21 protein-coding genes and 1 tRNA gene are annotated in these 20,435 nt (G+C 66.9%); 12 read left to right on the top strand and 10 right to left on the bottom strand.

The features are described 5' to 3' along the window. Positions 1–103: 103 nt before the first annotated feature. From ACK6C6_RS17085 to ACK6C6_RS17075, 3 genes are all read left to right on the top strand, one after another. A complete protein-coding gene (locus ACK6C6_RS17085) occupies positions 104–1,078 on the top strand; it encodes a MerR family transcriptional regulator (protein ID WP_409268372.1) in 975 nt (324 codons plus the stop codon). A 141-nt stretch (positions 1,079–1,219) separates the two neighbouring features. Continuing rightward, a complete protein-coding gene (locus tag ACK6C6_RS17080) occupies positions 1,220–1,429 on the top strand; it encodes a DUF2945 domain-containing protein (protein WP_027865603.1) in 210 nt (69 codons plus the stop codon). A gap of 67 nt (positions 1,430–1,496) precedes the next feature. Next, positions 1,497–2,012 carry a YgjV family protein gene (locus ACK6C6_RS17075; RefSeq protein ID WP_036208496.1) on the top strand — a complete coding sequence of 172 codons (516 nt, stop codon included), beginning with the start codon at positions 1,497–1,499 and terminating at the stop codon, positions 2,010–2,012. 16 nt (positions 2,013–2,028) lie between these two features. Here the strand turns inward: ACK6C6_RS17075 and ACK6C6_RS17070 are convergent, their stop codons facing one another. From ACK6C6_RS17070 to ACK6C6_RS17060, 3 genes are all read right to left on the bottom strand, one after another. After that, a complete protein-coding gene (locus ACK6C6_RS17070) occupies positions 2,029–2,280 on the bottom strand; it encodes a DUF1059 domain-containing protein (protein ID WP_036208494.1) in 252 nt (83 codons plus the stop codon). Between the two features lie 30 nt (positions 2,281–2,310). Then, the gene (locus ACK6C6_RS17065) at positions 2,311–3,711 is read right to left on the bottom strand and encodes an FAD-binding oxidoreductase (protein WP_409268370.1); all 1,401 of its coding nucleotides are present in this window, start codon (positions 3,709–3,711) and stop codon (positions 2,311–2,313) included. An 82-nt stretch (positions 3,712–3,793) separates the two neighbouring features. Then, a complete protein-coding gene (locus tag ACK6C6_RS17060; protein ID WP_409268369.1) occupies positions 3,794–4,633 on the bottom strand; it encodes a DMT family transporter in 840 nt (279 codons plus the stop codon). Positions 4,634–4,772: 139 nt separating this feature from the next. On the opposite strand from ACK6C6_RS17060, the gene ACK6C6_RS17055 reads away from it, so the two are divergent. The 8 genes from ACK6C6_RS17055 to ACK6C6_RS17020 all read left to right on the top strand — a co-directional run bounded on the left by ACK6C6_RS17055 (position 4,773) and on the right by ACK6C6_RS17020 (position 13,312). Continuing rightward, complete coding sequence (locus tag ACK6C6_RS17055) at positions 4,773–5,888, top strand: toxic anion resistance protein (RefSeq protein WP_409268367.1); 1,116 nt, start codon at positions 4,773–4,775, stop codon at positions 5,886–5,888. A gap of 35 nt (positions 5,889–5,923) precedes the next feature. Continuing rightward, positions 5,924–6,511: a TerD family protein gene (locus ACK6C6_RS17050; protein ID WP_292040848.1), complete on the top strand. Its 588-nt coding sequence runs from the start codon at positions 5,924–5,926 to the stop codon at positions 6,509–6,511. A 34-nt stretch (positions 6,512–6,545) separates the two neighbouring features. Further along, the gene (locus ACK6C6_RS17045) at positions 6,546–7,448 is read left to right on the top strand and encodes a hypothetical protein (RefSeq protein WP_409268366.1); all 903 of its coding nucleotides are present in this window, start codon (positions 6,546–6,548) and stop codon (positions 7,446–7,448) included. A gap of 92 nt (positions 7,449–7,540) precedes the next feature. Continuing rightward, positions 7,541–8,485, top strand: coding sequence for a substrate-binding periplasmic protein (locus ACK6C6_RS17040; protein ID WP_409268365.1), 945 nt, complete (start codon positions 7,541–7,543; stop codon positions 8,483–8,485). Positions 8,486–8,564: 79 nt separating this feature from the next. Then, on the top strand, positions 8,565–10,004 hold the full coding sequence (locus ACK6C6_RS17035) for a TolC family protein (RefSeq protein ID WP_209589281.1): 1,440 nt from the start codon (positions 8,565–8,567) through the stop codon (positions 10,002–10,004). Continuing rightward, on the top strand, positions 10,001–10,981 hold the full coding sequence (locus ACK6C6_RS17030; protein WP_409268364.1) for an HlyD family secretion protein: 981 nt from the start codon (positions 10,001–10,003) through the stop codon (positions 10,979–10,981). Before ACK6C6_RS17035 ends, ACK6C6_RS17030 begins: the two co-directional genes overlap by 4 nt. 7 nt (positions 10,982–10,988) lie before the next feature. Continuing rightward, positions 10,989–12,170 (top strand): ABC transporter permease, encoded by a 1,182-nt coding sequence (locus ACK6C6_RS17025; protein ID WP_409268363.1) that lies wholly within the window; start codon positions 10,989–10,991, stop codon positions 12,168–12,170. Then, complete coding sequence (locus tag ACK6C6_RS17020) at positions 12,167–13,312, top strand: ABC transporter permease (protein ID WP_409268362.1); 1,146 nt, start codon at positions 12,167–12,169, stop codon at positions 13,310–13,312. The genes ACK6C6_RS17025 and ACK6C6_RS17020 overlap by 4 nt, the downstream gene beginning before the upstream one ends. 1 nt (position 13,313) lies before the next feature. Here ACK6C6_RS17020 and ACK6C6_RS17015 read toward each other — a convergent pair whose 3' ends face one another. The 3 genes from ACK6C6_RS17015 to gdhA form a co-directional block, all read right to left on the bottom strand. Continuing rightward, a complete protein-coding gene (locus tag ACK6C6_RS17015; protein ID WP_409268360.1) occupies positions 13,314–14,009 on the bottom strand; it encodes an SDR family NAD(P)-dependent oxidoreductase in 696 nt (231 codons plus the stop codon). 10 nt (positions 14,010–14,019) lie between these two features. Further along, on the bottom strand, positions 14,020–14,679 hold the full coding sequence (locus ACK6C6_RS17010; protein WP_409268359.1) for an SOUL family heme-binding protein: 660 nt from the start codon (positions 14,677–14,679) through the stop codon (positions 14,020–14,022). A 147-nt stretch (positions 14,680–14,826) separates the two neighbouring features. Beyond that, positions 14,827–16,170: an NADP-specific glutamate dehydrogenase gene (gdhA, locus tag ACK6C6_RS17005; protein WP_409268358.1), complete on the bottom strand. Its 1,344-nt coding sequence runs from the start codon at positions 16,168–16,170 to the stop codon at positions 14,827–14,829. Positions 16,171–16,591: 421 nt separating this feature from the next. Here gdhA and ACK6C6_RS17000 point away from each other — a divergent pair, with 421 nt between their 5' ends. Then, positions 16,592–17,065: a hypothetical protein gene (locus ACK6C6_RS17000; protein ID WP_409268357.1), complete on the top strand. Its 474-nt coding sequence runs from the start codon at positions 16,592–16,594 to the stop codon at positions 17,063–17,065. A gap of 67 nt (positions 17,066–17,132) precedes the next feature. Here ACK6C6_RS17000 and mqo read toward each other — a convergent pair whose 3' ends face one another. From mqo to ACK6C6_RS16980, 4 genes are all read right to left on the bottom strand, one after another. Continuing rightward, the gene (gene mqo / locus ACK6C6_RS16995; RefSeq protein WP_409269189.1) at positions 17,133–18,782 is read right to left on the bottom strand and encodes a malate dehydrogenase (quinone); all 1,650 of its coding nucleotides are present in this window, start codon (positions 18,780–18,782) and stop codon (positions 17,133–17,135) included. A 205-nt stretch (positions 18,783–18,987) separates the two neighbouring features. Continuing rightward, positions 18,988–19,425 carry a MarR family transcriptional regulator gene (locus ACK6C6_RS16990; RefSeq protein ID WP_209589289.1) on the bottom strand — a complete coding sequence of 146 codons (438 nt, stop codon included), beginning with the start codon at positions 19,423–19,425 and terminating at the stop codon, positions 18,988–18,990. Between the two features lie 257 nt (positions 19,426–19,682). Then, positions 19,683–19,758: transfer RNA gene (locus ACK6C6_RS16985), tRNA-Phe, on the bottom strand. A gap of 67 nt (positions 19,759–19,825) precedes the next feature. Then, complete coding sequence (locus ACK6C6_RS16980; protein WP_409268355.1) at positions 19,826–20,392, bottom strand: lipocalin family protein; 567 nt, start codon at positions 20,390–20,392, stop codon at positions 19,826–19,828. Between the last annotated feature and the right edge of the window lie 43 nt (positions 20,393–20,435).

Below are 20,435 nucleotides of genomic sequence, written 5' to 3'. Positions count from 1 at the left end.
GAATCGCTATTGAACAGCTATATTTGACGATTTTGAGTTAAACTTACAACGTCTCGTATTTGTAGCGGGATACTCATCAGATCACTGTTCAACGGCGGGTCATATGAACGACAGAATGCATCAAGAGCGGGGCGAGGGCCGCGAAGTCACCTATCGCAGCGGGGTCGCGGCGCGCCTGGCGGGCTTGCCCGTGGAGACGCTGCGCGTCTGGGAGCGGCGCTATGCGCTGTCGGACACCCAGCGTTCGGCGCATGGCCAGCGCCTCTACACGGCCGAGCAGGTAAGGCGCCTCGGCCTGCTGAAGCAGCTGGTCGACCTGGGACACCCGATCGGCGTCCTGACCGGGCTGCCGGTGGAGCGGCTGGAAGAGATGATCGCCCCGAACGCGGCGCGTGCGGCCGAAGTCAGCGGGCCGATGCGCACGCTGGTGGTCGGCGAGAGCCTGGTGCGCCGCATCGCCGCCAGCGGCCGCGACGGGCGCGCGCTGCAGGTGCAGCGCCACTGCGCCCGGCTCGACCAGGTGCCCTCGCTGGGAGACGGCATGGCGCTGGACGTGCTGCTGATCGAAGCCTCGGAACTCGACCAAGCCTCGGTGGCGCAGGTGGCGGCGGCGCGCGACATCACCCGTCCGCAAGCGACCGTGGTGCTGTACCGCTTCTGCGGCAGCGCCACCATCCGCGCACTGCGCGCCCAGGGCTGCCTGGTGGCGCGCGTGCCGGCCGAGATCGGCGAGCTGGTGCTGCTGTGCCGTTCGGCGTTGGCGGGGCAGGGCCTGCCGGCGTCCGAGCCCGCGGGCGAACCGGTGGCGCCACGCCGCTTCGATGACCAGGCGCTGGCGGCCATCACGGCGGCCGGCAACCGCCTGCCCTGCGAATGCCCGCGCCACCTGTCGGACATCCTGATGATGGTCGGCAGCTTCGAGCGCTACAGCGCGCAATGCGCTGCCCGCAACCAGGAAGACGCACGCCTGCACCGCGAACTCGAGCTGGCCTCGGGCCGCGCCCGCATGGTGCTGGAAACGGCGATGGAAAGGCTGGCGCTGGCGGAAGGCTTGCCCATGCCGGGCAAGCAGGCCTGAATCCACTGCGCAAGCTTTTGCAGCGGTAAGGTGCGGGAGGATGGCAGCGATCCGTGTTCCAATACGGATTGCGGGTCATACCCGTCCCGGTGCGGTACATTGCCGGGACGTGGCTGGCCCTTCCGTCCAAAGGAGCCCAGCATGGCAGACGCGTTCAAAGCCGGCGACAAGGTGCAATGGCAATCGTCGCAAGGGACGGTGCACGGCACCGTCAAGAAGAAACTGACATCCCCCACCGAGATCAAGGGCCACCACGTGGCCGCCTCGCGCGAGCACCCCGAATACCTGGTCGTCAGCGACAAGACCGGCGCCGAGGCGGCGCACAAGGCGGACGCGCTCAAGAAGGCTTGAAGCCCGGGCGGCGCGTCCGGCAGGAGCGGATCGGGCGGCTATAATCGTCCTTTTCCTGTCCTGTTCGATGACGATCGATTGGTTCTCTCCGGCGCAGTGCGTCGGCTACGCTGCGTTCGCCCTCGGCGTCGCTTCCTTCCTGCAGAGGAACGACCGCCGCTTCAAGATCTTCATGGCGGCCGAGTGCCTCGCCTACATCGTCCATTTCGCGCTGCTCGGCAGGCCGACGGCGGTCGCCAGTTCGACCATGTCGCTGCTGCGCTCGGTGCTCTCGCTGTACACGCGCTCGATCTGGGTGGCCCTGTTCGTCGTCGCCGCCAACCTGGCCCTGGGCCTGGCGCTAGCCACGCGCCCCAGCGACTGGCTGCCGCTGGGGGCCTCCTGCATCGGCACCCTGGCCCTGTTCCTGCTGGAAGGCGTGCGCATGCGCCTGGCAATGCTGTGCGGGACCGTGCTGTGGATCGTGAACAACGTGATCGCCGGTTCGGTCGGCGGCACGGCGCTGGAAGTGGTGATCGCCGCGGTGAACATCATGACGATCCGGCGCATGTTGCGCGAGGCGCAGGCAGCGCCGGACGCCTGAACGATGGCGCCGCCGTTCAGTGCGGCGGCGAGCTGCTTGCGCCGGCGCTGCCCGCCCGGCCACTCATGGGAAGCTGTTCGGGCGGCGTGCCATCCTTGAACAACTGGCGCAGTTGCTGGCGCAGCTCGGGCGTATCGCTGTGGTGGTGCACCGACACCGCGTGTTGCACCGCGGCCTGCAACAGCTCGTCCTCGCTGTCGGCCGAGATGGCGACCGAACAATGCATGTCGCTCGGGAACTCCCGGCAATCGATGAATTTGCGTGTCATGATCGACTCCTGTCGTGAGAATGAGCGCGTTCAGGCGGCAGCGCTCGCGGCCGGACGGATGTTCTGGTTGGCGCGGAACACATTGTCGGGATCGTATTTCTGCTTGATCTCGGCCAGCCGCTGGTAGTTGGCGCCGTAGGCATCGGGCGTGCGCTCGCTCTCGTCCTGCGGCATGAAATTCACGTAGACGCCCCCGCTTGCGTAGGGCGCGGCATCCCTGAAGAAATCGCGGGCCCAGGCAATGCAGCGCGCGTCGTCGGCGGGATCGTCCCAGCGGGTGTGCACGTTCATCACATACAAGGCGTCGCGGTGCGGATAGGCCATCGCTTGCGGCGGTGGCGCCGATGCCTGCGCGCCCAGCAATCCGAGGAAGATCTCGCACTGCGGCGTCGGCAGCATGCCGGCATGGCGCATGACCACGTCGATGGCTTCATCGCTCAGCCGGGCGAAATTATGCGATTTCCAGTAATTGCGCGCACCCGGCGTCAGCAAGGGGTCGAAGATCTGCTGCCATGCGGTGTAAGGCATGGGGCTGACGTGCATGCCCAGCGGTTCCCCCAGCTTGCCGATGCGCGCGATTGCCGCATCCACCGATGCGCCGCGCGACGGCGAGAACACCGGCAGCACCAGCACGTCCTGGCCGTGCGCCTCGGTCGGCAGGAAGGGCAGCGGGGGCGCCTTGCGCAGCACCGCCCACACCGTCATGTCGGCGGGCATGGCGTCGACGGCATCGCGGTATTGCATCAGGATCGTCCTGGCCTGGGCGGACGGGAACACGATCAGCCCGGCCGTGATTTCCGGCCCCACCGGGTGCAGCCGGAATTCGAAGCGCGTGACCACGCCGAAGTTGCCGCCGCCTCCACGGATAGCCCAGAACAGGTCCGGGTACTCGGTCTCGCTTACGTGCAGGCGCTGGGCGTCGGCCGTGACCATCTCGGCCGACAGCAGGTTGTCGGCCGCCAGGCCCAGCGTGCGGCTGAGCCAGCCGAAGCCCCCTCCCAGCGTCAGTCCGGCCACCCCGGTGGTGGAATTGATTCCCAGAGGCGTGGCCAGCCCATAGGACTGGGCTTCGTGGTCGAAATCGCGCAGGCTGGCCCCGCCTTCCACCCAGGCGCGGCGCTGCCTGGCGTCGACCTGGACCGAGCGCATGCCGGACAGGTCGATCACCAGTCCGTCCTCGCACAGGGCGCTGCCGGCGATGTTGTGCCCGCCGCCGCGCACGGCGAGGGGAAGCCCGTGCTTGCGCGCGTAGTCCAGCGCGGCGCGTACGTCCGCCGTGCCGGCGCAGCGTACGATGATGGCCGGATGCCGGTCGATCATCGCGTTCCAGACCGTGCGGGCGGCGTCGTAGCCCGCGTCGCCCGCTTGCAGGATGTCTCCTCGAATCGCACCCTTCAGCTCATTGAATTGCCCATTCGTCAGCGTATTCATCGCATCTCCCGGACGCGTGGTTGAAAGCCCTCCATTCATGATAGGAAGGCGGGGCGGGCTGACGCAAGCAGAGCAGGCCCGCTTATGTCCGCGGCCCGAGGATCACCAGCGCAATGCCGCCGATGATGGCGATCGATGCGGACAGCAGCCGCAGCGTGAGCGGCTCGTCCAGGAAGGCGACGCCGCCCAGGGCGGCGATCACGGGAACGCTCAGCTGCACCGCCGCCGCGCTGGTCGACTTCAGGAAGGGCAGCGCCGTGTACCAGATCGCGTAGCCGACGCCCGAGGTCAGCGCGCTGGACAGGAAGGCATACCCGCTCCCCGCCGGGTCGAACGCGGCCCCGCCCAGCAGCAGGAGGCTCAGCGCCAGCGCCATCGGTACGGCAAGCAGGAAGTTCCCCGCGGTGACCTGGAGGGCGTCGCCCGCGCCCTTGCCGCGCACCGAATAGATGCCCCAGGCCGCGCCGGCGCCCAGCATGAGCAGGGCGCTTGCCAGCGGCGGCGCGGACAGGCCGGGCAGCAGCAGGCCGACCAGGCCGGCGCCGGCAAGCAGCAAGCCGGCCAGCTGCGCCGGGCGCAGGCGCTCGCCCGAGCACAGCCCGTAAGCGATCATCGTCGTCTGCACGGCGCCGAACAGGATCAGTGCACCGGCCGCGGCGGGCAAGTGAAGATAGGCGAAGGAAAAGCCGGCTGCATAGGCGAACAGGGCCAGCGCGGACAGCAAGCTGCCCTTGCCCGCCCTGGCGCCGCCGCGCAGCCTGACCAGCACCCAGAGCATGAGCGCGCCCGACAGCAGGCGCACGGTCGTGAAACTGGCGGCATCGATATGCGAGCGGGATAGGGCGGCCCGGCACAGCAGGGAGTTGCCCGCGAATGCGGCCAGTGCCAGTACCGTCAGGACGACGACGCGCGCATGCGACATGGAGAAGCTCCTGCTGTGGAGTGGTTATACTGGACGAAGCCGGGTTGGCGCGCAAGGCATGTGCTGCGCCGACGCTGGCCCAGCTGGATTGTCCAGTGGTAAGCTATTCATGTTGTCACTTCCCACCTGAAGGAATCCTATGAAACCGCTGTTCTCCTCCGACGAAGAAGCGAACGCAGCACCCACCGCGCCTGCACCCACGCTGGCACCGCTGCTGGATCCTGCACCCATGCCGGACGCGCTGCCGGCATTGCGTCCGGAGGCGAGCGCGGCCCCCATCGTCCGGGTCGATGTCTCCGGCATCGACGACAAGGCCATCGAGGCCCTGGGCGGTTCCACCGGCGCGGGCGTGGCGAAGGTCTCGGCCAAGCTGCTCGGCACCGTGCGTGCATCCGACGCCGATGTGTTCGGCACGCAGCTGAACGAACTGATCGCCACCTCCAAGGGCCTGGACCCGGCCAAGCTTCGGTCTGGCGGCCTGGTGTCGCGCCTGACGAACATGTTCGGCTCGGTCAAGGAAAAGATGCTGTCGCAGTACCAGGTGGTCGAATCGCGCATGGACACCCTGGTCACGGAGATGACGCGGCATGCCAACGTGCACCGGGCGCGGATCCAGGATTTCGACGAGATGTACAAGGGCCTGGAACAGTACTACCAGGGCCTGGATGCCGACGTGAAGAAGGGCGAGGAATGGGCTTCGCGCCTGCGCCAGGCGGTCGCGCAGCAGGCCGCGCCGGCCAATGCCTTCGAGGCGCAGCAGGCCACCGAGCTCAAGCGTCGTCTGGAGCGCCTCGAAAAGCGCATCGACGACCTGAAGCGCGCCATGCTGATGGCCACGCAGATGGTGCCGCAGATCCGCCTGTCGCAAGACAATGCGCGGGCCCTGACGGACACCTTCACGGACATCGTCAACGTCTCGATTCCGGCCTGGCGCAACGTGTTCTCGCTCTACCTGCTGCAACTGGAGGCCAAGCAGAGCGCCGCGGTCGCCAACGCCGCCTACGACGCCACCGACGCGGCCTTCCGCGCCCAGGCCGACATGCTGCTGGAAAATACCGAGACCGTGGCCCGCGCCAAGCAGCGCTCGCTGGTCAGCCTGGAAACCGCCCAGCACGTGCAGACGCAGCTGGTGACCGCCTTCGACAAGCTCGAGCAGATCTCGAACGAAGGCCAGCAGCGCCGCCAGGCCGAGCTGCCGAAACTGCAGGAGCTGGAGCGCGAGCTGATTGCGCGCTTTTCGCCCACCGGCGCTTGAATCCCATGTTCACCTCATAAGGAAAAGGAAAGTCCATGTCGACGACGCTCCACACTGGCCACCGCATCAACCTCGAAAAAACCGCGCCGGGCCTGAAGCGCGTGCGTATCGGCCTCGGATGGAAGGTCAACGCGGTCGAGGGGCAGCCATTCGACCTCGACGCGTCGGTATTCCTGTGCAGGCGGGATGCGAGCGACCACCCGGTCATGATCAGCAACGCCCACTTCGTGTACTACAACCACGCCACCTCTCCGGACGGCGCGGTCGTGCACTCGGGCGACAACCGGACCGGCGACAAGGATGGCGACGACGAAGTCATCACCGTCGACCTGGCCAAGGTCGAGGCGGAAGTGGTGGAGATGCCGATCGTCGTGACCATCCACGATGCCGATGTGCGCAAGCAGACCTTCGGCATGGTCACCGACGCCTACGTCAAGGTGTACAACGACGAGACCGGCGAGACGATCGCGGAATACGACCTCGACGAAGACTATGCGGACAAGACCGCGCTGCAGTTCGGCTCGCTGTACCGCAAGGATGGCGAATGGCGCTTCCAGGCCGTCGGCGCCGGCTTCAAGCTGAATCTGGCGACCTTCATCCGCAAGCTCGGCGGCACCGTCTGAGGAGCACGCGCTCCTGCTCGATGCCGGGTAGCCGATGACACAGCAAACGCCCAAGGCATTCGACTTCGGCGCGGAGCCCGAGCTCCCCGCCGAGCCGGCCGGCGCTGCCTTGGCGCCGCAGGCCTTCGATTTCGGCGATGCCGGGCAGCCCGCTGCCGCGCCGCCGGCCGGCAACAACCCACCCAGGGCGCTGTCCTTCGACGATCTTCCCGCGGCGCCGGCCTCCGCCGTGCCCGCGAAAGCCGCGGCCAGGGTGCTGTTCGAGAGCGAGGATCATCCGGCGGTGCGCGATGCGCTGGCGATCGCGCACGCCGATTATCCGGCCTTGTCCGAACACGCCGGTCAGCGCCTGGCCGCGCTGTTTCGCCGCATCCTGCCGCTGAAGCTGCCGGTGGTCGCGGAGTGGGCGGAAGGGCCATTGATGGAGCAGGCCGCGCTGCTCCAGCCCATCACCGAGCTGGTGCTGAGATTCACCCAGATGGCGGTGCCCGCGCAGCTCGAGGCCGCACTGGAGAGCACCAGGGCGCCGGCAGGCGTGTTCGACAAGCTGTTCCGCCGCCCGAAGTCGCCCTCCCAGTACAAGACGGAGCTGGCTTCGAGCCGTGCGCAGCTGCTGCAGCTCATCGCCGACAGCGACGCCGCCGTGCGCGCTCTGGAGGAGTCGGCGCGCAAGCTGGGCCTGCATGCGGCGGTGCTCGCCATCGTGTCGAAGCTGGCAGGTGGCGCGACGGACGCGAGCCTGTCGGACGCCCTGGTGCAGCGCCGCACCCTGATCCAGCAGGCGGTGCGCCAGGCCGAGCTGTCGATCCTGCAGATGGGACAGGTGCGCCAGCAGGCCGCCGAGCTGGTCGGCCAGGTGTCGTCCTTCCTGACGGTGACCTTGCCGGCGCTGGAGATGGCGCAGGCGCAGGGCGGCGCCGGGAAAAATAGTGGCTAGCAAGCAACACTAGGGTGGTCCGAGTCATGGCGCGTGCTAGCATTGGCAGGCCACTCGTCCATCGTTCGCGGTCCTGACGGCCGCCCGCCGACATGCCCCGACTCGCCGTCTTATTGCTGTTGAGCTTGTTTTTCCTGTCGTCCGTGCCGGGGCGCGCCGCCACGTATGTTTATCTACGTCCGGAGTGGGGGGATACCGGGCGTGATCCCTACGGTGTCGCCTTGCTGAAACTGGCATTTGCCAAGGCGGGTGTCTGCCATACGCTGGTGTACAGCGAGCAGCCCATGAAGCAGGCGCGTGCATTGGCGGAACTTGCACGCGATTCCGGCAAGCTCGATATCATGATTACGATGACCGCACCGGACCGCAAAGCCTCCCTGCTGGAAGTCCCGGTGCCGTTGACCAAGGGCATGCTCGGCTGGCGCATCGCGCTGGTGCGCAAGGACCGCCTGCATCAGTTCGCCGACGTACACTCGGCCGAGCAACTGAAGCGATTCGTCGCGGGGCAGGGCCACGACTGGCCGGATACCGCGATCCTGCGCGCCAGCGGTTTGCCGGTGGAAACCTCTTCGACCTATCCAGGCATGTTCAAGATGCTCGACGCCGGGCGCATCGATTATTTTCCGCGCGCGGTGCAACAGGTCTTCGACGAGCACGAGGCCTATCCGGCCCTGGCGGTCGAACCGCATATCGTCCTGCGTTATCCGACCGACGCCTACTTTTTCGTCAACCCGCGCAAGCGTGGCCTGGCGGACGAGGTGCGGCGCGGGCTGGAAACGGCACAGGCCGACGGTTCCTTCGATCGTTTGTTCTACAGCTATTTCGCAGCGCAGATCGCCGCTGCCGACCTGGAGCGGCGGCGGGTCATCGACCTGCCCAATCCCATGCACGCCAGCGCGCTGGCGCCGGCGCGCGGCAGCCAGTGGTTCTCGCTCACGGAGTTGCGCAAGCCCGCCTTCCTCGCCGCGGCCCGCGGACGGGCGCGTCCGCCGGCGCTTGCCGATGCCTGCCCGGCGCTGCACCGGCCCTTGCGATAACGCCGCCAGTCGTGTGACTGGTCGCGGCCAAGCGGCGCTATCATCACCGATAAATACTGATGAGCTTTCGGAGGGACCGGTGAAACCGTCCAAGTCCTATATTGCCCCGCTCGCCCTGGCGCTGGCCTGCTGCGCCGTGCTGCCGGTGCGGGCGCAGCAGAGCGCCGCCCTCGACTATGGCGAGGCGTGGCGCCGGTTGCAGGCGCGTTCGGGCGCGGTGCGCGGCGCCGAGCTCGACCATCAAGCCAGGCAATTGCAGGCCGAGGCGCTGCGCCGCATCGACGGACCGGACCTGCGTCTGAACGGATTCGCCGGACGGCTCTCGACCTCGCTGAATATCGATACCGGCCGCCTGGCGCAATCCCTGGAGCCGGCCCTGCAACCGGTGCTCGAGGTGCTGCCGCCGCTGCCCGGGCTGGCCTTGCCGGAACTGCCCGCCAGCCTGGAGACCGAGCGCACCTTCACGGTCCGCTCGCTCGGCCTGGCCTCGGTCTGGCCCCTGTACACCGGCGGACGCCTGGACGCGCTCAAGGAGGTGGCCGCCGGCCGCGCCGCCGAGGCCGCCGCTGGCGTGCAGACGGCGCAGGACGAAGCGGCGCTGCTGCTGGCGCAGCGCTACTTCGGCGTCCAGCTGGCGCGCCATGCGGTCCGCCTGCGCCGCGCGGCGCTGGCGGTGGCGCACGAACACCAGGAGATGGCGCGCAAGCTCGAGCGGACCGGCTTGATCGCACGTGTCGAACGCCTGAAGGCCGACGTCGCCGTCGACAAGGCCGCGCGCGAGGCGGCCAAGGCCGCCAGCGACGCCGAGGTCGCCGAGCTGGCCCTGCGCCGCCTGCTGGGCGAGGAGCAGGCGGTCGAGCCCGCAACGCCGCTGTTCGTGCACGCGCAGCCCGTCGGTTCGCTGGCCTCGTTCGTGGAGGCCGCCATGCACGCGAATGCCGCCTGGAAGCAGATCGACAGCAAGCGTGCCCAGGCGGCCGCCAATCTCAAGCTGCAGGGCAAGGCCTTCAGCCCGACCCTGGTCGGCATCGCCAACTACAACCTGAACCGCGGCGGGGCGGCGCGCGCCAACTGGCTGGTGGGGGTGGCCCTGAGCATGCCGCTGGTGGACCGGGTCGATCGTGCGCGCCTGACGGCCGCCGCCCGGCTCGAACAGCAGCGCGTCGAAGCGGCCGCGGACCAGGCCGGGCGCGATATCCCGACCCTGGCCGAAACCCAGTGGCGCGCCATGGAAGATGCGCGCCAGCACTACCTGGCAACGACCTCGACGATCGAGCTGGCGCGCGAAGGCCTGAGGCTGGCGCAGGTGTCGTTCCGCAACGGCCAGGCGACCACGGCCGACGTCGACGACGCTTCCCTGAACCTGACCAAGGCCGGGATCGAGCGCACCCAGGCCGCCCACGATTATGTGCTGGCGCTGGCGCGCCTGCTCGCCACCGCCGGCCGGCCCGAGCGCCTGGCGGAGCATGCGCGCTCCGCTCCCCACCAGCTCGATCCCGAAAAGGAGTCCAACCGATGAGCGAGACAAGCCGCAAGAAACGCGTGCCGGCCATACTGGCCGGCGCGCTGGTCCTGGGCCTGCTGGCCTGGGGCCTGGTACGCGCCTTCCAGCCGGTGCCCGAGGCGCTGCAGGGGCAGATCGAAGCGCAGGAAGTCAATGTGTCGTCCAAGGTCCCCGGGCGCGTCGGCCGGGTGCACGTGCAGCTGGGACAGGCGGTGAGCCGTGGCCAGCTGCTGTTCGAGCTGGACAGTCCGGAAGTGCGCGCCAAGCTCGATCAGGCGCAGGCGGCGCGCGACGCCGCAGCCGCCGTGGCGCGCAAGGCGCAGGCGGGCGCGCGGCCCGAGGAGATCGTCGCCGCGCGCGCCAACTGGGAACGCGCCGAGGCCGGTGCGCGGCTGGCCGAGCTGACCGACAGGCGGGTCGCGGCGATGGTGGCCGAAGGCGTGCTGGCGCGCCAGAAGGGCGACGACGCCCGCGCCCAGGCGCGCGCGGCGCGCGAGCTGGCGACCGCCGCGCGCGCCCAGTACGAGCTGGCGCGCCAGGGCGCGCGGAGCGAGGACAAGCAGGCGGCGCAGGCCCAGGCGCGCCAGGTGGATGGGGTGGTGGCGGAAGCCGACGCGGCCCTGGCCGAGACGCGCATCCTGGCGCCGACCGCCGGCGAGGTGAGCAAGCTGGCGATCCAGGCCGGCGAACTGGCGCCGCAAGGCTTTCCGGTGGTGACCCTGGTCGACCTCGACGACGTCTGGGCCGTGCTGGCGGTCCGCGAGGACATATTCAAGCCCTTCGCCAAGGGAAGCTTGCACCGCGGCTATGTGCCGGCGCTGAAGGCGGGCGCCGATTTCAAGGTCGAGACCGTATCTGCCTTGCCGGCCTTTGCCACCTGGCGCGCCGCGCGCCCCGGCGGCACCGACCTGCGCACCTTCGAGCTGCGGCTGCGGCCCACGGCGCCGCTGCCGGGCCTGCGCCCCGGGATGACGGTGGTGTTCGAGCGCTGAGCCGCCCATGCCCGCTCCCGCCGCTTCCGCCTGGTCGGCCTCGCTCGCGCGCGAGTGGGCGCGCCTGCGCGCCGACCGCTGGGACCTGGCGATGCTGGGCTGGATTCCCTTGGCCTTGTACTTCCTGACCTGGTGGATTTTTTCCGCCGGCATCGCCCGCGACTTGCCGCTGGCGGTGCGCGACCTCGACCAGTCCGCGCAGTCGCGCAGCCTGGTGCGCATGCTGGACCAGTCGCCGGGGCTGCGTCCGCTGCCGGTTGCCAGCGATGCCGAGGCGCTGGCGGCGCTGCGCGCCGGCGAGGTGTTCGGGGTCGTCTCGATCCCGGCGCACATGGGAGAGCGCCTGGCGCGCGGCGAAGCGCTCGGCCTGCAATGGGCCTACAACGCCCAGTACCCATCCCATACCGGCGCGATGACGCGCGACGTGCGCGCCGTGGTGGCGACCATGTCGGCCGGCGCCGAGCTGCAGGGGCGCGCCAGGCGCGGCGCCGGCCCGGTGCAGGCCGCCCAGCAGGTCGAGCCGGTCGCCACCCGCGCGGTGGCGCTGTTCAACGAGAACGGCAGCATGGTCCCGGCGCTGGCGCTGCCGGCCGTGTGGAGCCTGCTGCACATCTGCGCCACCCTGGCCGCGCTGACCGCGATCGGGCGCGAACTGCGCGCCGCCAGCGTGCCCGACTGGCTGGCCACGGCCCAGGGGCGGCCGGCGGTGGCCTTGCTGTCCAAGCTGGCGATCCCGGCAGTGGTCTTCCTGCTGCACGCGGCCCTGGTGGTCGCCGGTTTCGGCGCGCTGCTGGGCTGGCCGGTGCTGGGCAGCATCCCGGCGATGACGCTCGGCACCGTCCTGTTCGTCGCGGCCTGCCTGGCCCTGGGCACCTGCATCGTCGCCTTCTCCGGCTCGCTGCGCTCGGCGCTGTCGGCCTGCGCCTTCGTCACCGCGCCGGCCTTCGCCTTTTCCGGCCAGGGCTTTCCGACCCTGGCGATGCCGGCCGCGGCGCGCCTGTGGGCCGAGGCGCTGCCGCTGACCCATTTCCTAGGTTTGGTGAACAACACCTGGCTGGCGGGCGCGCCGCTGCGCTTCAGCGCCGGCGCGCTGGCGGCGCTGGCCGGCTTCAGCGCCGTGCTGGGTGCGGCCGGCTACCTGCGGCTGGCCGCGCGCATGCGCCAGCCCGACAGCTGGGGCAAGACATGAGCGGCCTGGCGTCCGCGTACCAGGCCTGGCGCCTCACCTGGCGCGCGATCCTGGGCGACAAGGCGGCGCTGCTGCTGCTGTTCATCTCGGGCATCGTGTATTCCTTCTTCTATCCCTGGCCCTACAGCGGCGAAATCGTGCGCCGGGTGCCGGTGGCGGTGGTCGACCAGGATGGCTCGGCCCTGTCGCGCCAGCTGATCCGTTGGACCGGGGCCCATCCGGGCTTGAGCGTGGCCGGCGTCACCACCCGCCCCGAGCAGGCCCAGGAATGGATCTGGCGCGGCGACGCCGCAGGCGTGATGATCATTCCCGCCGATTTCAGCGGCAAGCTGCTGGCCGGCAGGCAGCCGGAGGTCGAGGTGGGCGGCAGCGGCGCCTATCCGCTGCTGAACAAGGTGGCGCTCAACGGCCTGGCCGAAGTGGTGGGTACGCTGTCGGCCGGCATCGAGCTCAAGCGCCTGGGCGCGGGCACGCCGTCGGCGCAGCAGGCGGCCGCGCAGCGCCAGCCCTTGTCGGTCGAGCCCCTGCCGATGTTCAATGTCAGCGAAGGCTATGCCTCGTACATCGTCCCAGGCGTGGTGGTGCTGCTGATGCAGCAGACCTTCCTGCTCGGGATCGGCCTGTTGTTCGGCAGCTGGGCCAGCGCCAGGGCCTTCCCCTATGCGGCGGGCACCGCCGCCTATGCCGGCGCGCTCGCCGCGTTTGCCAGCGTCGTGCTGCTCAATGCCGCGTACTACTTCGGCTTCGTGTTCTGGTGGCAGGACTATCCGCGCGGCGGCAACCCGTTGGCCACCCTGGTGCTGAGCCTGCTGTACAGCGTCTGCGTGGCCGCGCTCGGGATCTTCATGGGCCTGTTCTTCCGTACCCGCGAGCGCAGCGTCCAGCTGCTGGTGGCCAGCTCGATGCCGGTGCTGTTCCTGGCGGGCCTGGCCTGGCCCGCCAGCGCCTTGCCGTGGCCGCTGCAAGGGCTGCGCTGGCTGCTGCCCTCGACCGCCGCGATCCAGGGTTTCATCGCGGCCAACCAGATGGGCGCTTCGCTGGCCGAACTGCGCCGTGAAGTGCTGGCCCTGGCGGGCCTGGCGCTGCTGTTCATCGTGCTGGGCCTGCGCAGCTGGCGCCGGCGTGGGCAGGGGATGACCTAGGCTACCAGGGTAATACGCTGCCGTCCCAGGACCGGAAGCTGCCACTGTTGGCAGGCGTGAGCGCATCGAGCACGCGCAGCAGATCGGCGGCGGCGTCCTGCGCCGGGCGTCCGATGCTGTCGCCGCGGAAGGGCCGCGACAGGTTTGAAGCGACCGTTCCCGGGTGCAGCGCTACCAGCACCGCGTCCTTGTGGCTGCGCGCCACTTCGATGGCGGCGGTCCTGACCAGCATGTTGAGGGCGGCCTTGGACGCCCGGTAGCTGTACCAGCCGCCAAGCCGGTTGTCGCCGATGCTGCCCACCTTCGCCGACAGCATGGCCACGATGGCGCGTTCCTTCGCCAGCAGCGGGACAAAGTGGCGCATCAGCAGGGCGGGCCCGAAGGCGTTGGCCTGGAAGGTCGCCAGCAGCTGCGCATAATGCAGGTCGGCCAGGCGTTTTTCTGGCATGAAGTCGGCGCCGTGAAGGAGTCCAGCCGCATTGATGATCAGGTGGTAGCGCGGCCCGTCCGCCAGCGCGCGCGCCGCCTGCGCGATGCTGTCCTCGTCGGCGAAATCGAGGGGCGGCGTCGAGTGGCGGTGCAGGGCGCGCACCGAGGCGCAGCGCGGGGTAGCGCCGAGCAAATCGACAAAGGCGGCCCCGATCGCCCCGGAAGCGCCTACCACCAGGGCATGGAAGCCGTCGGGAAGGCTGTTCATCGCCATGCGCTCAATCGAGCGCCAGCCAGATCTCGTTGCGCCGCATGAACCAGGGCGTCATCGGGCCGTCGTAGCGGGACAGCACCGGCTCGCCCTGCCAGGCAATCCCGGCCTCCCGCATGGCTTCCTGGAGCCTGGCCAGGTTCTGGTCATAGTTCGACTGGGACCAGAAGCCGGAATAGCGGATCACCGCGATCCGCTTGGGCGGCATGTCGCGCAACCTGATGCGCGAATCGAGGGGTTCGGGCGCGTTCGCCGCGCTGACGCCCGCCGGCAGGACGAACTGGACCAGGAAGCCGTCCTGGCTGGCACTTTGCGTCACCGGCGCCGTCATCTCCAGCTTGACGGGCGTGGCCGACTGGGTCACCGGCGCGGTCATGGCCAGCTTGCGCTCGCCCTTGTTCTTGCCGAAGATATAGCCGGCCAGGATGGGAAAGGCGCGGTCGCCGGCGTCGCTCCCGGGACCCGGCACCACCACCTCGGCGACGGCATAGCCGGCATATTGCCGGATCTCGAAAGCAGGGAAACGCTGCACTATCGTGTAGGAGGGTTCTTCGACCGCGTGGCTGGTCGCCGGCCATATTGCCAGCGCGAGCAGGGCCACCGAGCCGATCAGCCATGCCGCCTGCCCGGGCAGGGCACGGCGGCGGACGTGTGAAACGCGTTTCATGAAAGGCCTCCAGCGCCTGGTGATCGATTGACTACCCAGCTTCATCTTCCGGCGAAACCAGAGGGGTGACAAGCCCGTTCCGGGACCAGGGTAAGCCTGTAGCGGGTCTTGTACGGGTCAAGGTGGGCGCAAAGGCAGAGGTGGAACTCAGGTCACGCCCTGGGCCAGCATGGCGTCGGCCACTTTGACGAACCCGGCAATGTTCGCCCCATCCACATAGCTGATGCTGCCGTCGGCGCGTTTGCCGTATTTCAGGCACGACGCATGGATGCCCTGCATGATTTGCAGCAGGCGGCCGTCGACTTCCTCGCTCGGCCAGGACAGGCGCGCCGCATTCTGGCTCATTTCCAGTCCGGAAGTCGCGACACCGCCGGCGTTGCTGGCCTTGCCCGGCGCGTACAGCACGCCGGCCGCTTCGAATGCTTTTGCGGCCTCGATGGTCGAGGGCATGTTGGCCCCTTCGGCCACGCACAGGACGCCATTGCGGATCAGGACGGCGGCGTCGTCGGCATCCAGCTCGTTCTGGGTAGCGCAGGGCAGCGCCACGTCGACCGGCACATGCCACGGGCGCACACCGGCTTCGAAGCGGGTGCCGGTGCGCTGGGCGTAATCGCCGACGCGGCCATACAGGTGGTTTTTCACCTCCATCAGCACGGCCAGCTTTTCGGTGGTAAAGCCATCCATGTCGATGACCGTGCCGCTCGAATCGGACACGGTGACGACCCTGGCGCCCAGGGCCATTGCCTTTTCCACCGCGTACTGCGCCACATTGCCCGAGCCGGACACGCTCACGCGCAGGCCCTCGAAGGAACGGCCGCGCGTCTTGAGCATCTCCTCGGCAAAGTACACGGTTCCGTAGCCGGTGGCTTCGGGGCGCATCAGCGAACCGCCGAAGCTCAGGCCCTTGCCGGTGAACACGCAGTCGGCGCGATTGCTCAGCTTTTTCATCATGCCGGCCATGTAGCCGACTTCGCGCCCGCCGACGCCGATGTCGCCGGCCGGAACGTCCGTGTCGGCGCCGACATGGCGGAACAGCTCGCTCACGAAGGCCTGGCAGAAGCGCATGACTTCGCCCGGACTCTTGCCCTTGGGGTCGAAGTCGGAACCGCCCTTGCCGCCGCCCATGGGTAGGGTGGTCAAGGCGTTCTTGAAGGTCTGCTCAAAAGCGAGGAACTTCAGTACCGACAGGTTGACGGAAGGGTGGAAACGCAGGCCCCCTTTATACGGGCCGATCGCCATGCTGTGCTGGATCCGGTAGCCGCGGTTCACCTGCACCTGTCCATGGTCGTCCACCCACGAGACCCGGAACATCACCACACGATCAGGCTCGACCAGGCGGTCGAGCAGGCCTTGCTCGGCATATCGGGGGTGTTGTTCGATGAAGGGCCACAGGCTCTCCATGACTTCGGTGACGGCCTGCAGGAATTCAGGCTGGCCGGGATTGCGGTCGGCAACGTGCTGCAAAAACTGATGGTCGGACAGGTATTTCATGTGGTTTCCAAGATCGAGAATGTCTGAGTCCAGGCAGCTCCATCGACGACCAGCGTCGACGTGATGCACGGGAGCGGCGAGCGCGACGAAGCTCCGGCGCATTGCCGGTGGCGCGTCGTAGTGCGGCAGGCGTCACCTCGTGGGATCCGCCTCGCCGTATGGAGGGGTGGGTTGGCTACCCGAAGACAGAAACACCGATTTCATGGATCGGTGTCTCGATGTTGTTGTCGGCGCATGCGATGGATGCTCGCGCGCCAGGGGACTATGGTAGCAGAAGCGGCTGCGCGGGGCGATGGGGGCAAGGGCAAGGTCGAGCGCCGGGCAGGAACCTTCCTGAACAGCCCCGACGCCGGAGAGTATTGTTAAAATTCGCTTTGGCTTTTTAACGTCCCTCTGCAGGAGTACACAAATCCTACGTCTTTTGATCAATGCGGCAATACGTACGCCCAAGCTAACGCTCGCCATTGCCTTGCTGCTGCTGGCAGCCCTGGCCGGTACGATGACCTATACCGGTTTCCTGGTGGTCGGGGTGCTGGCCGCTCATCTCGACACGAGCCGGTTCCTGGCGGGACTTCTGCTTGCGGCCCTGTTTGCACGATTCCCATGGATCAGCAAGGGCAAGCTGCGCATCGTCGGCCTCTTGCCCAAACCTGTGCGCCGGCCAATCCTCGCCGGCATTCTCGCACTGTGCCTGCTGAACTTCGTGTGGCTGGGCGACAGCGTGTCCGCGATATTCACGGGCTTTACCCTGGCGTTTCTTCTCGGCTATCCCTGGTTGAGGCGAGTTATGTTCGATCGGATCGTCGCGTCCGTCTCCAGGTTCACCGGCCGACAGCCGGTCAACAAGACCGATGACATGGTGATCGACGGCGAATTCAGGGAAAAGAAGGATTGAAGGTCTGAAACAAAAACGCCACCCGAAGGTGGCGCTTTTGCTGTACGGCTGAGTCTTGGTGACAGCACTACAGCGCCATGTCAGACACTTTTTTCACTTTCCCAGGTTGAACGATGGCAGCCGCGCCTGGAACGAAGTTCTCCAGGCTTGGCGGCGCGATCGCCAGCTGTAGGGTTTCAGCAGTGCTTGCCCAGGTGTCCGCCAGCAGCTGCACATTTTCATTCAGCTTCTTCCCATAGGACGGAACGATGTCGCGAATTTTTTCCTGCCAGGCGGCGGTCTTCATTCGATCCGGGAAAACTCTCTCCAGCAGCGACAGCATGATCGCCGGCGATGTAGAGCCACCTGGTGACGCTCCCAGCAACGCAGACACCGAGCGGTCTTCGGAAACCACCACTTCCGTACCAAGCTTCAGTACGCCGCCCTTGCCGGGCACGTTCTTGATGATCTGCACACGCTGGCCAGCTTGCCATAGACGCCAGTCTTCGTCCTTTGCCTCGGGCATGTAGTGGCGCAGCGCCGCCATTTTTTCTTCCTTGGACAGCTGCAACTGCTCCGCGAGATATTTTACAAGTGCAAACTCATGGACGCCGACTTGAAGTTGCGGAATGATATTGGAGGGCGTGGTCGCCTTCACGATATCGGAGTACTCCCCATTCTTGAGGAATCTGGTGGACCAGGTGGCGAATGGCCCGAACAGCAGCACCGTTTTACCATCCAGGACGCGGGTATCCAGATGCGGCACCGACATCGGTGGCGAACCCGTATCCGCCAGGCCGTACACTTTAGCCAGATGGCGCGAGGCAATTGCCGGATTCTCGGTGACGAGGAATTCGCCGCCGACCGGGAAGCCAGCATACTGTTTCGCTTCAGGAATGCCCGACAACTGTAGCAGCGGCAATGCGGCGCCACCTGCACCGATAAAGACGTGGCGCGCATCGACCGTCTGGACCTTGGAACTGTCCTTGACGTCGAACGCGGACACGCGCCAGGAGCCATCCTCGTTGCGCGTGATCGAGCGGACCTCATGACCGGTCGAGATCTTGCTGCCCACAGTCTGGCCGAGATGCTTGTAGAACTGGCGGGTAATCGCGCCCAGGTTGACGTCGGTGCCGAGCGGCGAACGGGTGGCGGTCACCATCTCGTCCGGTTTGCGGCCTTCCATCATGAGCGGAATCCACTCGGTAATCTTGGCCGGATCTGTGGTCAATTCCATGCCGGCGAACAGCGGCGATGCCTTCAAGGCCGCGACACGCTTGTGCATGAAGTCCCGGTTCTCCTTGCCAAACACCAAGTTCATGTGAGGCGTCGAGTTGATGAACTCGCGCGGATTGCCCAGCACGCCCTTGCGCACCTGATGCGACCAGAATTGGCGCGAGATCTGGAAGTTCTCGTTGATCTCGATCGCCTTGGTAATCTGCACTTGCCCTTTATCGTCCATCGGGGTGTAGTTCAGTTCGCAGAGCGCCGAGTGACCCGTGCCCGCGTTGTTCCAGCCATTGGAACTTTCTTCGGCAACTTTGTCCAAACGTTCGAACACTTCGAATGTCCATGTCGGCTCCAGCTCGGACAGATAGACACCAAGCGTCGCGCTCATGATGCCACCGCCGATCAGCAGCACGTCGACCGTGCGATCTGCCTTGGCGGCACGGAACTGCCCCCCGAATGCAAGCGAGTAGCCGCCGGCCAAGGCTGCGGCGCCGACAGCGGTTCCCATGAACTTGCGCCGGGAGAAGCGCTTGCTGCTGGCAGGCGCTGCTGGATTCTTGCTGGTTTTTTGACTCATTGCGATGAGTCCTCCTGAGAAAGTGAATGCGGCAGGCAGCCGTCGGTCAAGGACGGTGCGCAGACGCGAGCTGACGTATTCGGGTTGACTTTTCTATCAATGGCGAAGTGGTGCTTGTATTCCCTGTTCTTGGAAACTACTGTTTCGCATTGAGCAGAATTCTTTCCAGCGCATGCTTGAAGGCCAGCGCTTCCTGTTCGCTGAACCCATTGAGCAACTGCGCGTAGACCTTGTGGAGCGCCGCGTTGATCTGCGGGCAGAGCGCGACGCCTTTATCGGTCAGGGCAACATTGACCTGGCGACGGTCTTCCAGGTCGCGCACCCTGCGGACGATCCCCTTGGCTTCCAGGCGGTCCAGTAGACGCGACATTGGGCCAGGCTCGATCCCGGCCAGCTGGCAAAACTCGTTGACGGTGCGGGCGCCATGGCGCATCGCACTGATGACCACGACAAACTGCGACGCGGTCAGGTCCAGCGGCAGCATCTCTTTATCGAGCGCTGCAAACAGCGCGTTGCGAGTTTGGCTGATCAGGTAGCCAAGCTGTTCATTGTTGGATTCTTCACATGCAGCCATGGTCTGAAAACGGTTGAACTATATTTGCCTAGGCAAATATGGGCTATTGTGGATTCTCCTTAGGCAATAGTTAACGACCGGAAAACGGCTAGTTAAGTGGAGATGCATGCCTGAACTTGGGAAGCTCGACACGACAGCACGGGGAGCAGCGTCGAGAGCCGCTGTCTAGGGAGGGAGGAGATCGACACCGGGGAAGAACGATCCCGGAAACCAAAACGCCCACTTGCATGAGTGGGCGTTTCGTGAAGCAGAATTCTTGGTGGCCCGGGGCGGAATCGAACCACCGACACAAGGATTTTCAATCCTCTGCTCTACCAACTGAGCTACCAGGCCAAGGGCTCGCATTCTAGCACAAGGCCTGGCGCTGCGGTAGTGCCTGATTGAAATCAGGCCGGAACCCTCATTCGCCCTGCTTGGTCGGCACCAGCCGGTTCATGTCCAGCCCCTGGGCGCGCAGCCGGCCCAGCAGGGCGTCGTAGGCGGCCGGGTCGACCTTCGGCGTGCGCGACAGGATCCACAGGTATTCGCGTTTCGGTTCGCTGACCGCGGCCAGCTGGTAGTCCGGGTCGAGGTCGATCACCCAGTAGTCGCCCCATACCATCGGCAGCCAGGACACGATGGCCGGCGCGAAGCGCACTTCCAGCTTCGGCGAGGTGGCCTCGCCTACCTGGCGCGCCACGGCCTTGGCGTCGTCGGTACTGCCGTCGGCGCGCCGGCAGCGGTTGAGCACGTCCACGCGGCCGTCTTCGCGCAGGCTGTAGGTGGCGGTGGTGAAACCGACGCACTTCTTCTGGAAGTCGTTCGGAAACTTCGCGATCTCGTACCAGGTGCCCATGTAGCGCTTGACGTCGAGCGCGGGAATCGTGGCCAGCGGTTTGGCGCCATCGGCTGCCTGGTCCGCGGCCTGGGCAGGGGACACGGACAAGATCAGCAGGGACAGGATCGGAGCAAGCAGGGAGGTTTTCATCGGCGTTCCCGTGAATGGTCGAGCTCCGATGGTAGCCGACGGA

The sequence above is a fragment of the Massilia sp. BHUDP2 genome, from assembly GCF_046236355.1.
Classification (GTDB): domain Bacteria; phylum Pseudomonadota; class Gammaproteobacteria; order Burkholderiales; family Burkholderiaceae_D; genus Telluria; species Telluria varians.
This window is presented reverse-complemented; position numbering and strand designations above follow the sequence as displayed.

Coding starts and splice junctions, on each gene's coding strand:
- ACK6C6_RS17080 (WP_027865603.1), top strand. CDS start 1,220: ATGGCAGACGCGTTCAAAGCCGGCGACAAGGTGCAATGGCAATCGTCG.
- ACK6C6_RS17020 (WP_409268362.1), top strand. CDS start 12,167: ATGAGCGGCCTGGCGTCCGCGTACCAGGCCTGGCGCCTCACCTGGCGC.
- ACK6C6_RS17045 (WP_409268366.1), top strand. CDS start 6,546: ATGACACAGCAAACGCCCAAGGCATTCGACTTCGGCGCGGAGCCCGAG.
- ACK6C6_RS17065 (WP_409268370.1), bottom strand. CDS start 3,711: ATGAATACGCTGACGAATGGGCAATTCAATGAGCTGAAGGGTGCGATT.
- ACK6C6_RS17060 (WP_409268369.1), bottom strand. CDS start 4,633: ATGTCGCATGCGCGCGTCGTCGTCCTGACGGTACTGGCACTGGCCGCA.
- ACK6C6_RS17015 (WP_409268360.1), bottom strand. CDS start 14,009: ATGAACAGCCTTCCCGACGGCTTCCATGCCCTGGTGGTAGGCGCTTCC.
- ACK6C6_RS16990 (WP_209589289.1), bottom strand. CDS start 19,425: ATGGCTGCATGTGAAGAATCCAACAATGAACAGCTTGGCTACCTGATC.
- ACK6C6_RS17040 (WP_409268365.1), top strand. CDS start 7,541: ATGCCCCGACTCGCCGTCTTATTGCTGTTGAGCTTGTTTTTCCTGTCG.
- ACK6C6_RS17030 (WP_409268364.1), top strand. CDS start 10,001: ATGAGCGAGACAAGCCGCAAGAAACGCGTGCCGGCCATACTGGCCGGC.
- ACK6C6_RS17070 (WP_036208494.1), bottom strand. CDS start 2,280: ATGACACGCAAATTCATCGATTGCCGGGAGTTCCCGAGCGACATGCAT.
- ACK6C6_RS16980 (WP_409268355.1), bottom strand. CDS start 20,392: ATGAAAACCTCCCTGCTTGCTCCGATCCTGTCCCTGCTGATCTTGTCC.
- ACK6C6_RS17010 (WP_409268359.1), bottom strand. CDS start 14,679: ATGAAACGCGTTTCACACGTCCGCCGCCGTGCCCTGCCCGGGCAGGCG.
- ACK6C6_RS17075 (WP_036208496.1), top strand. CDS start 1,497: ATGACGATCGATTGGTTCTCTCCGGCGCAGTGCGTCGGCTACGCTGCG.
- mqo (WP_409269189.1), bottom strand. CDS start 18,782: ATGGGAACCGCTGTCGGCGCCGCAGCCTTGGCCGGCGGCTACTCGCTT.
- ACK6C6_RS17025 (WP_409268363.1), top strand. CDS start 10,989: ATGCCCGCTCCCGCCGCTTCCGCCTGGTCGGCCTCGCTCGCGCGCGAG.
- gdhA (WP_409268358.1), bottom strand. CDS start 16,170: ATGAAATACCTGTCCGACCATCAGTTTTTGCAGCACGTTGCCGACCGC.
- ACK6C6_RS17050 (WP_292040848.1), top strand. CDS start 5,924: ATGTCGACGACGCTCCACACTGGCCACCGCATCAACCTCGAAAAAACC.
- ACK6C6_RS17085 (WP_409268372.1), top strand. CDS start 104: ATGAACGACAGAATGCATCAAGAGCGGGGCGAGGGCCGCGAAGTCACC.
- ACK6C6_RS17055 (WP_409268367.1), top strand. CDS start 4,773: ATGAAACCGCTGTTCTCCTCCGACGAAGAAGCGAACGCAGCACCCACC.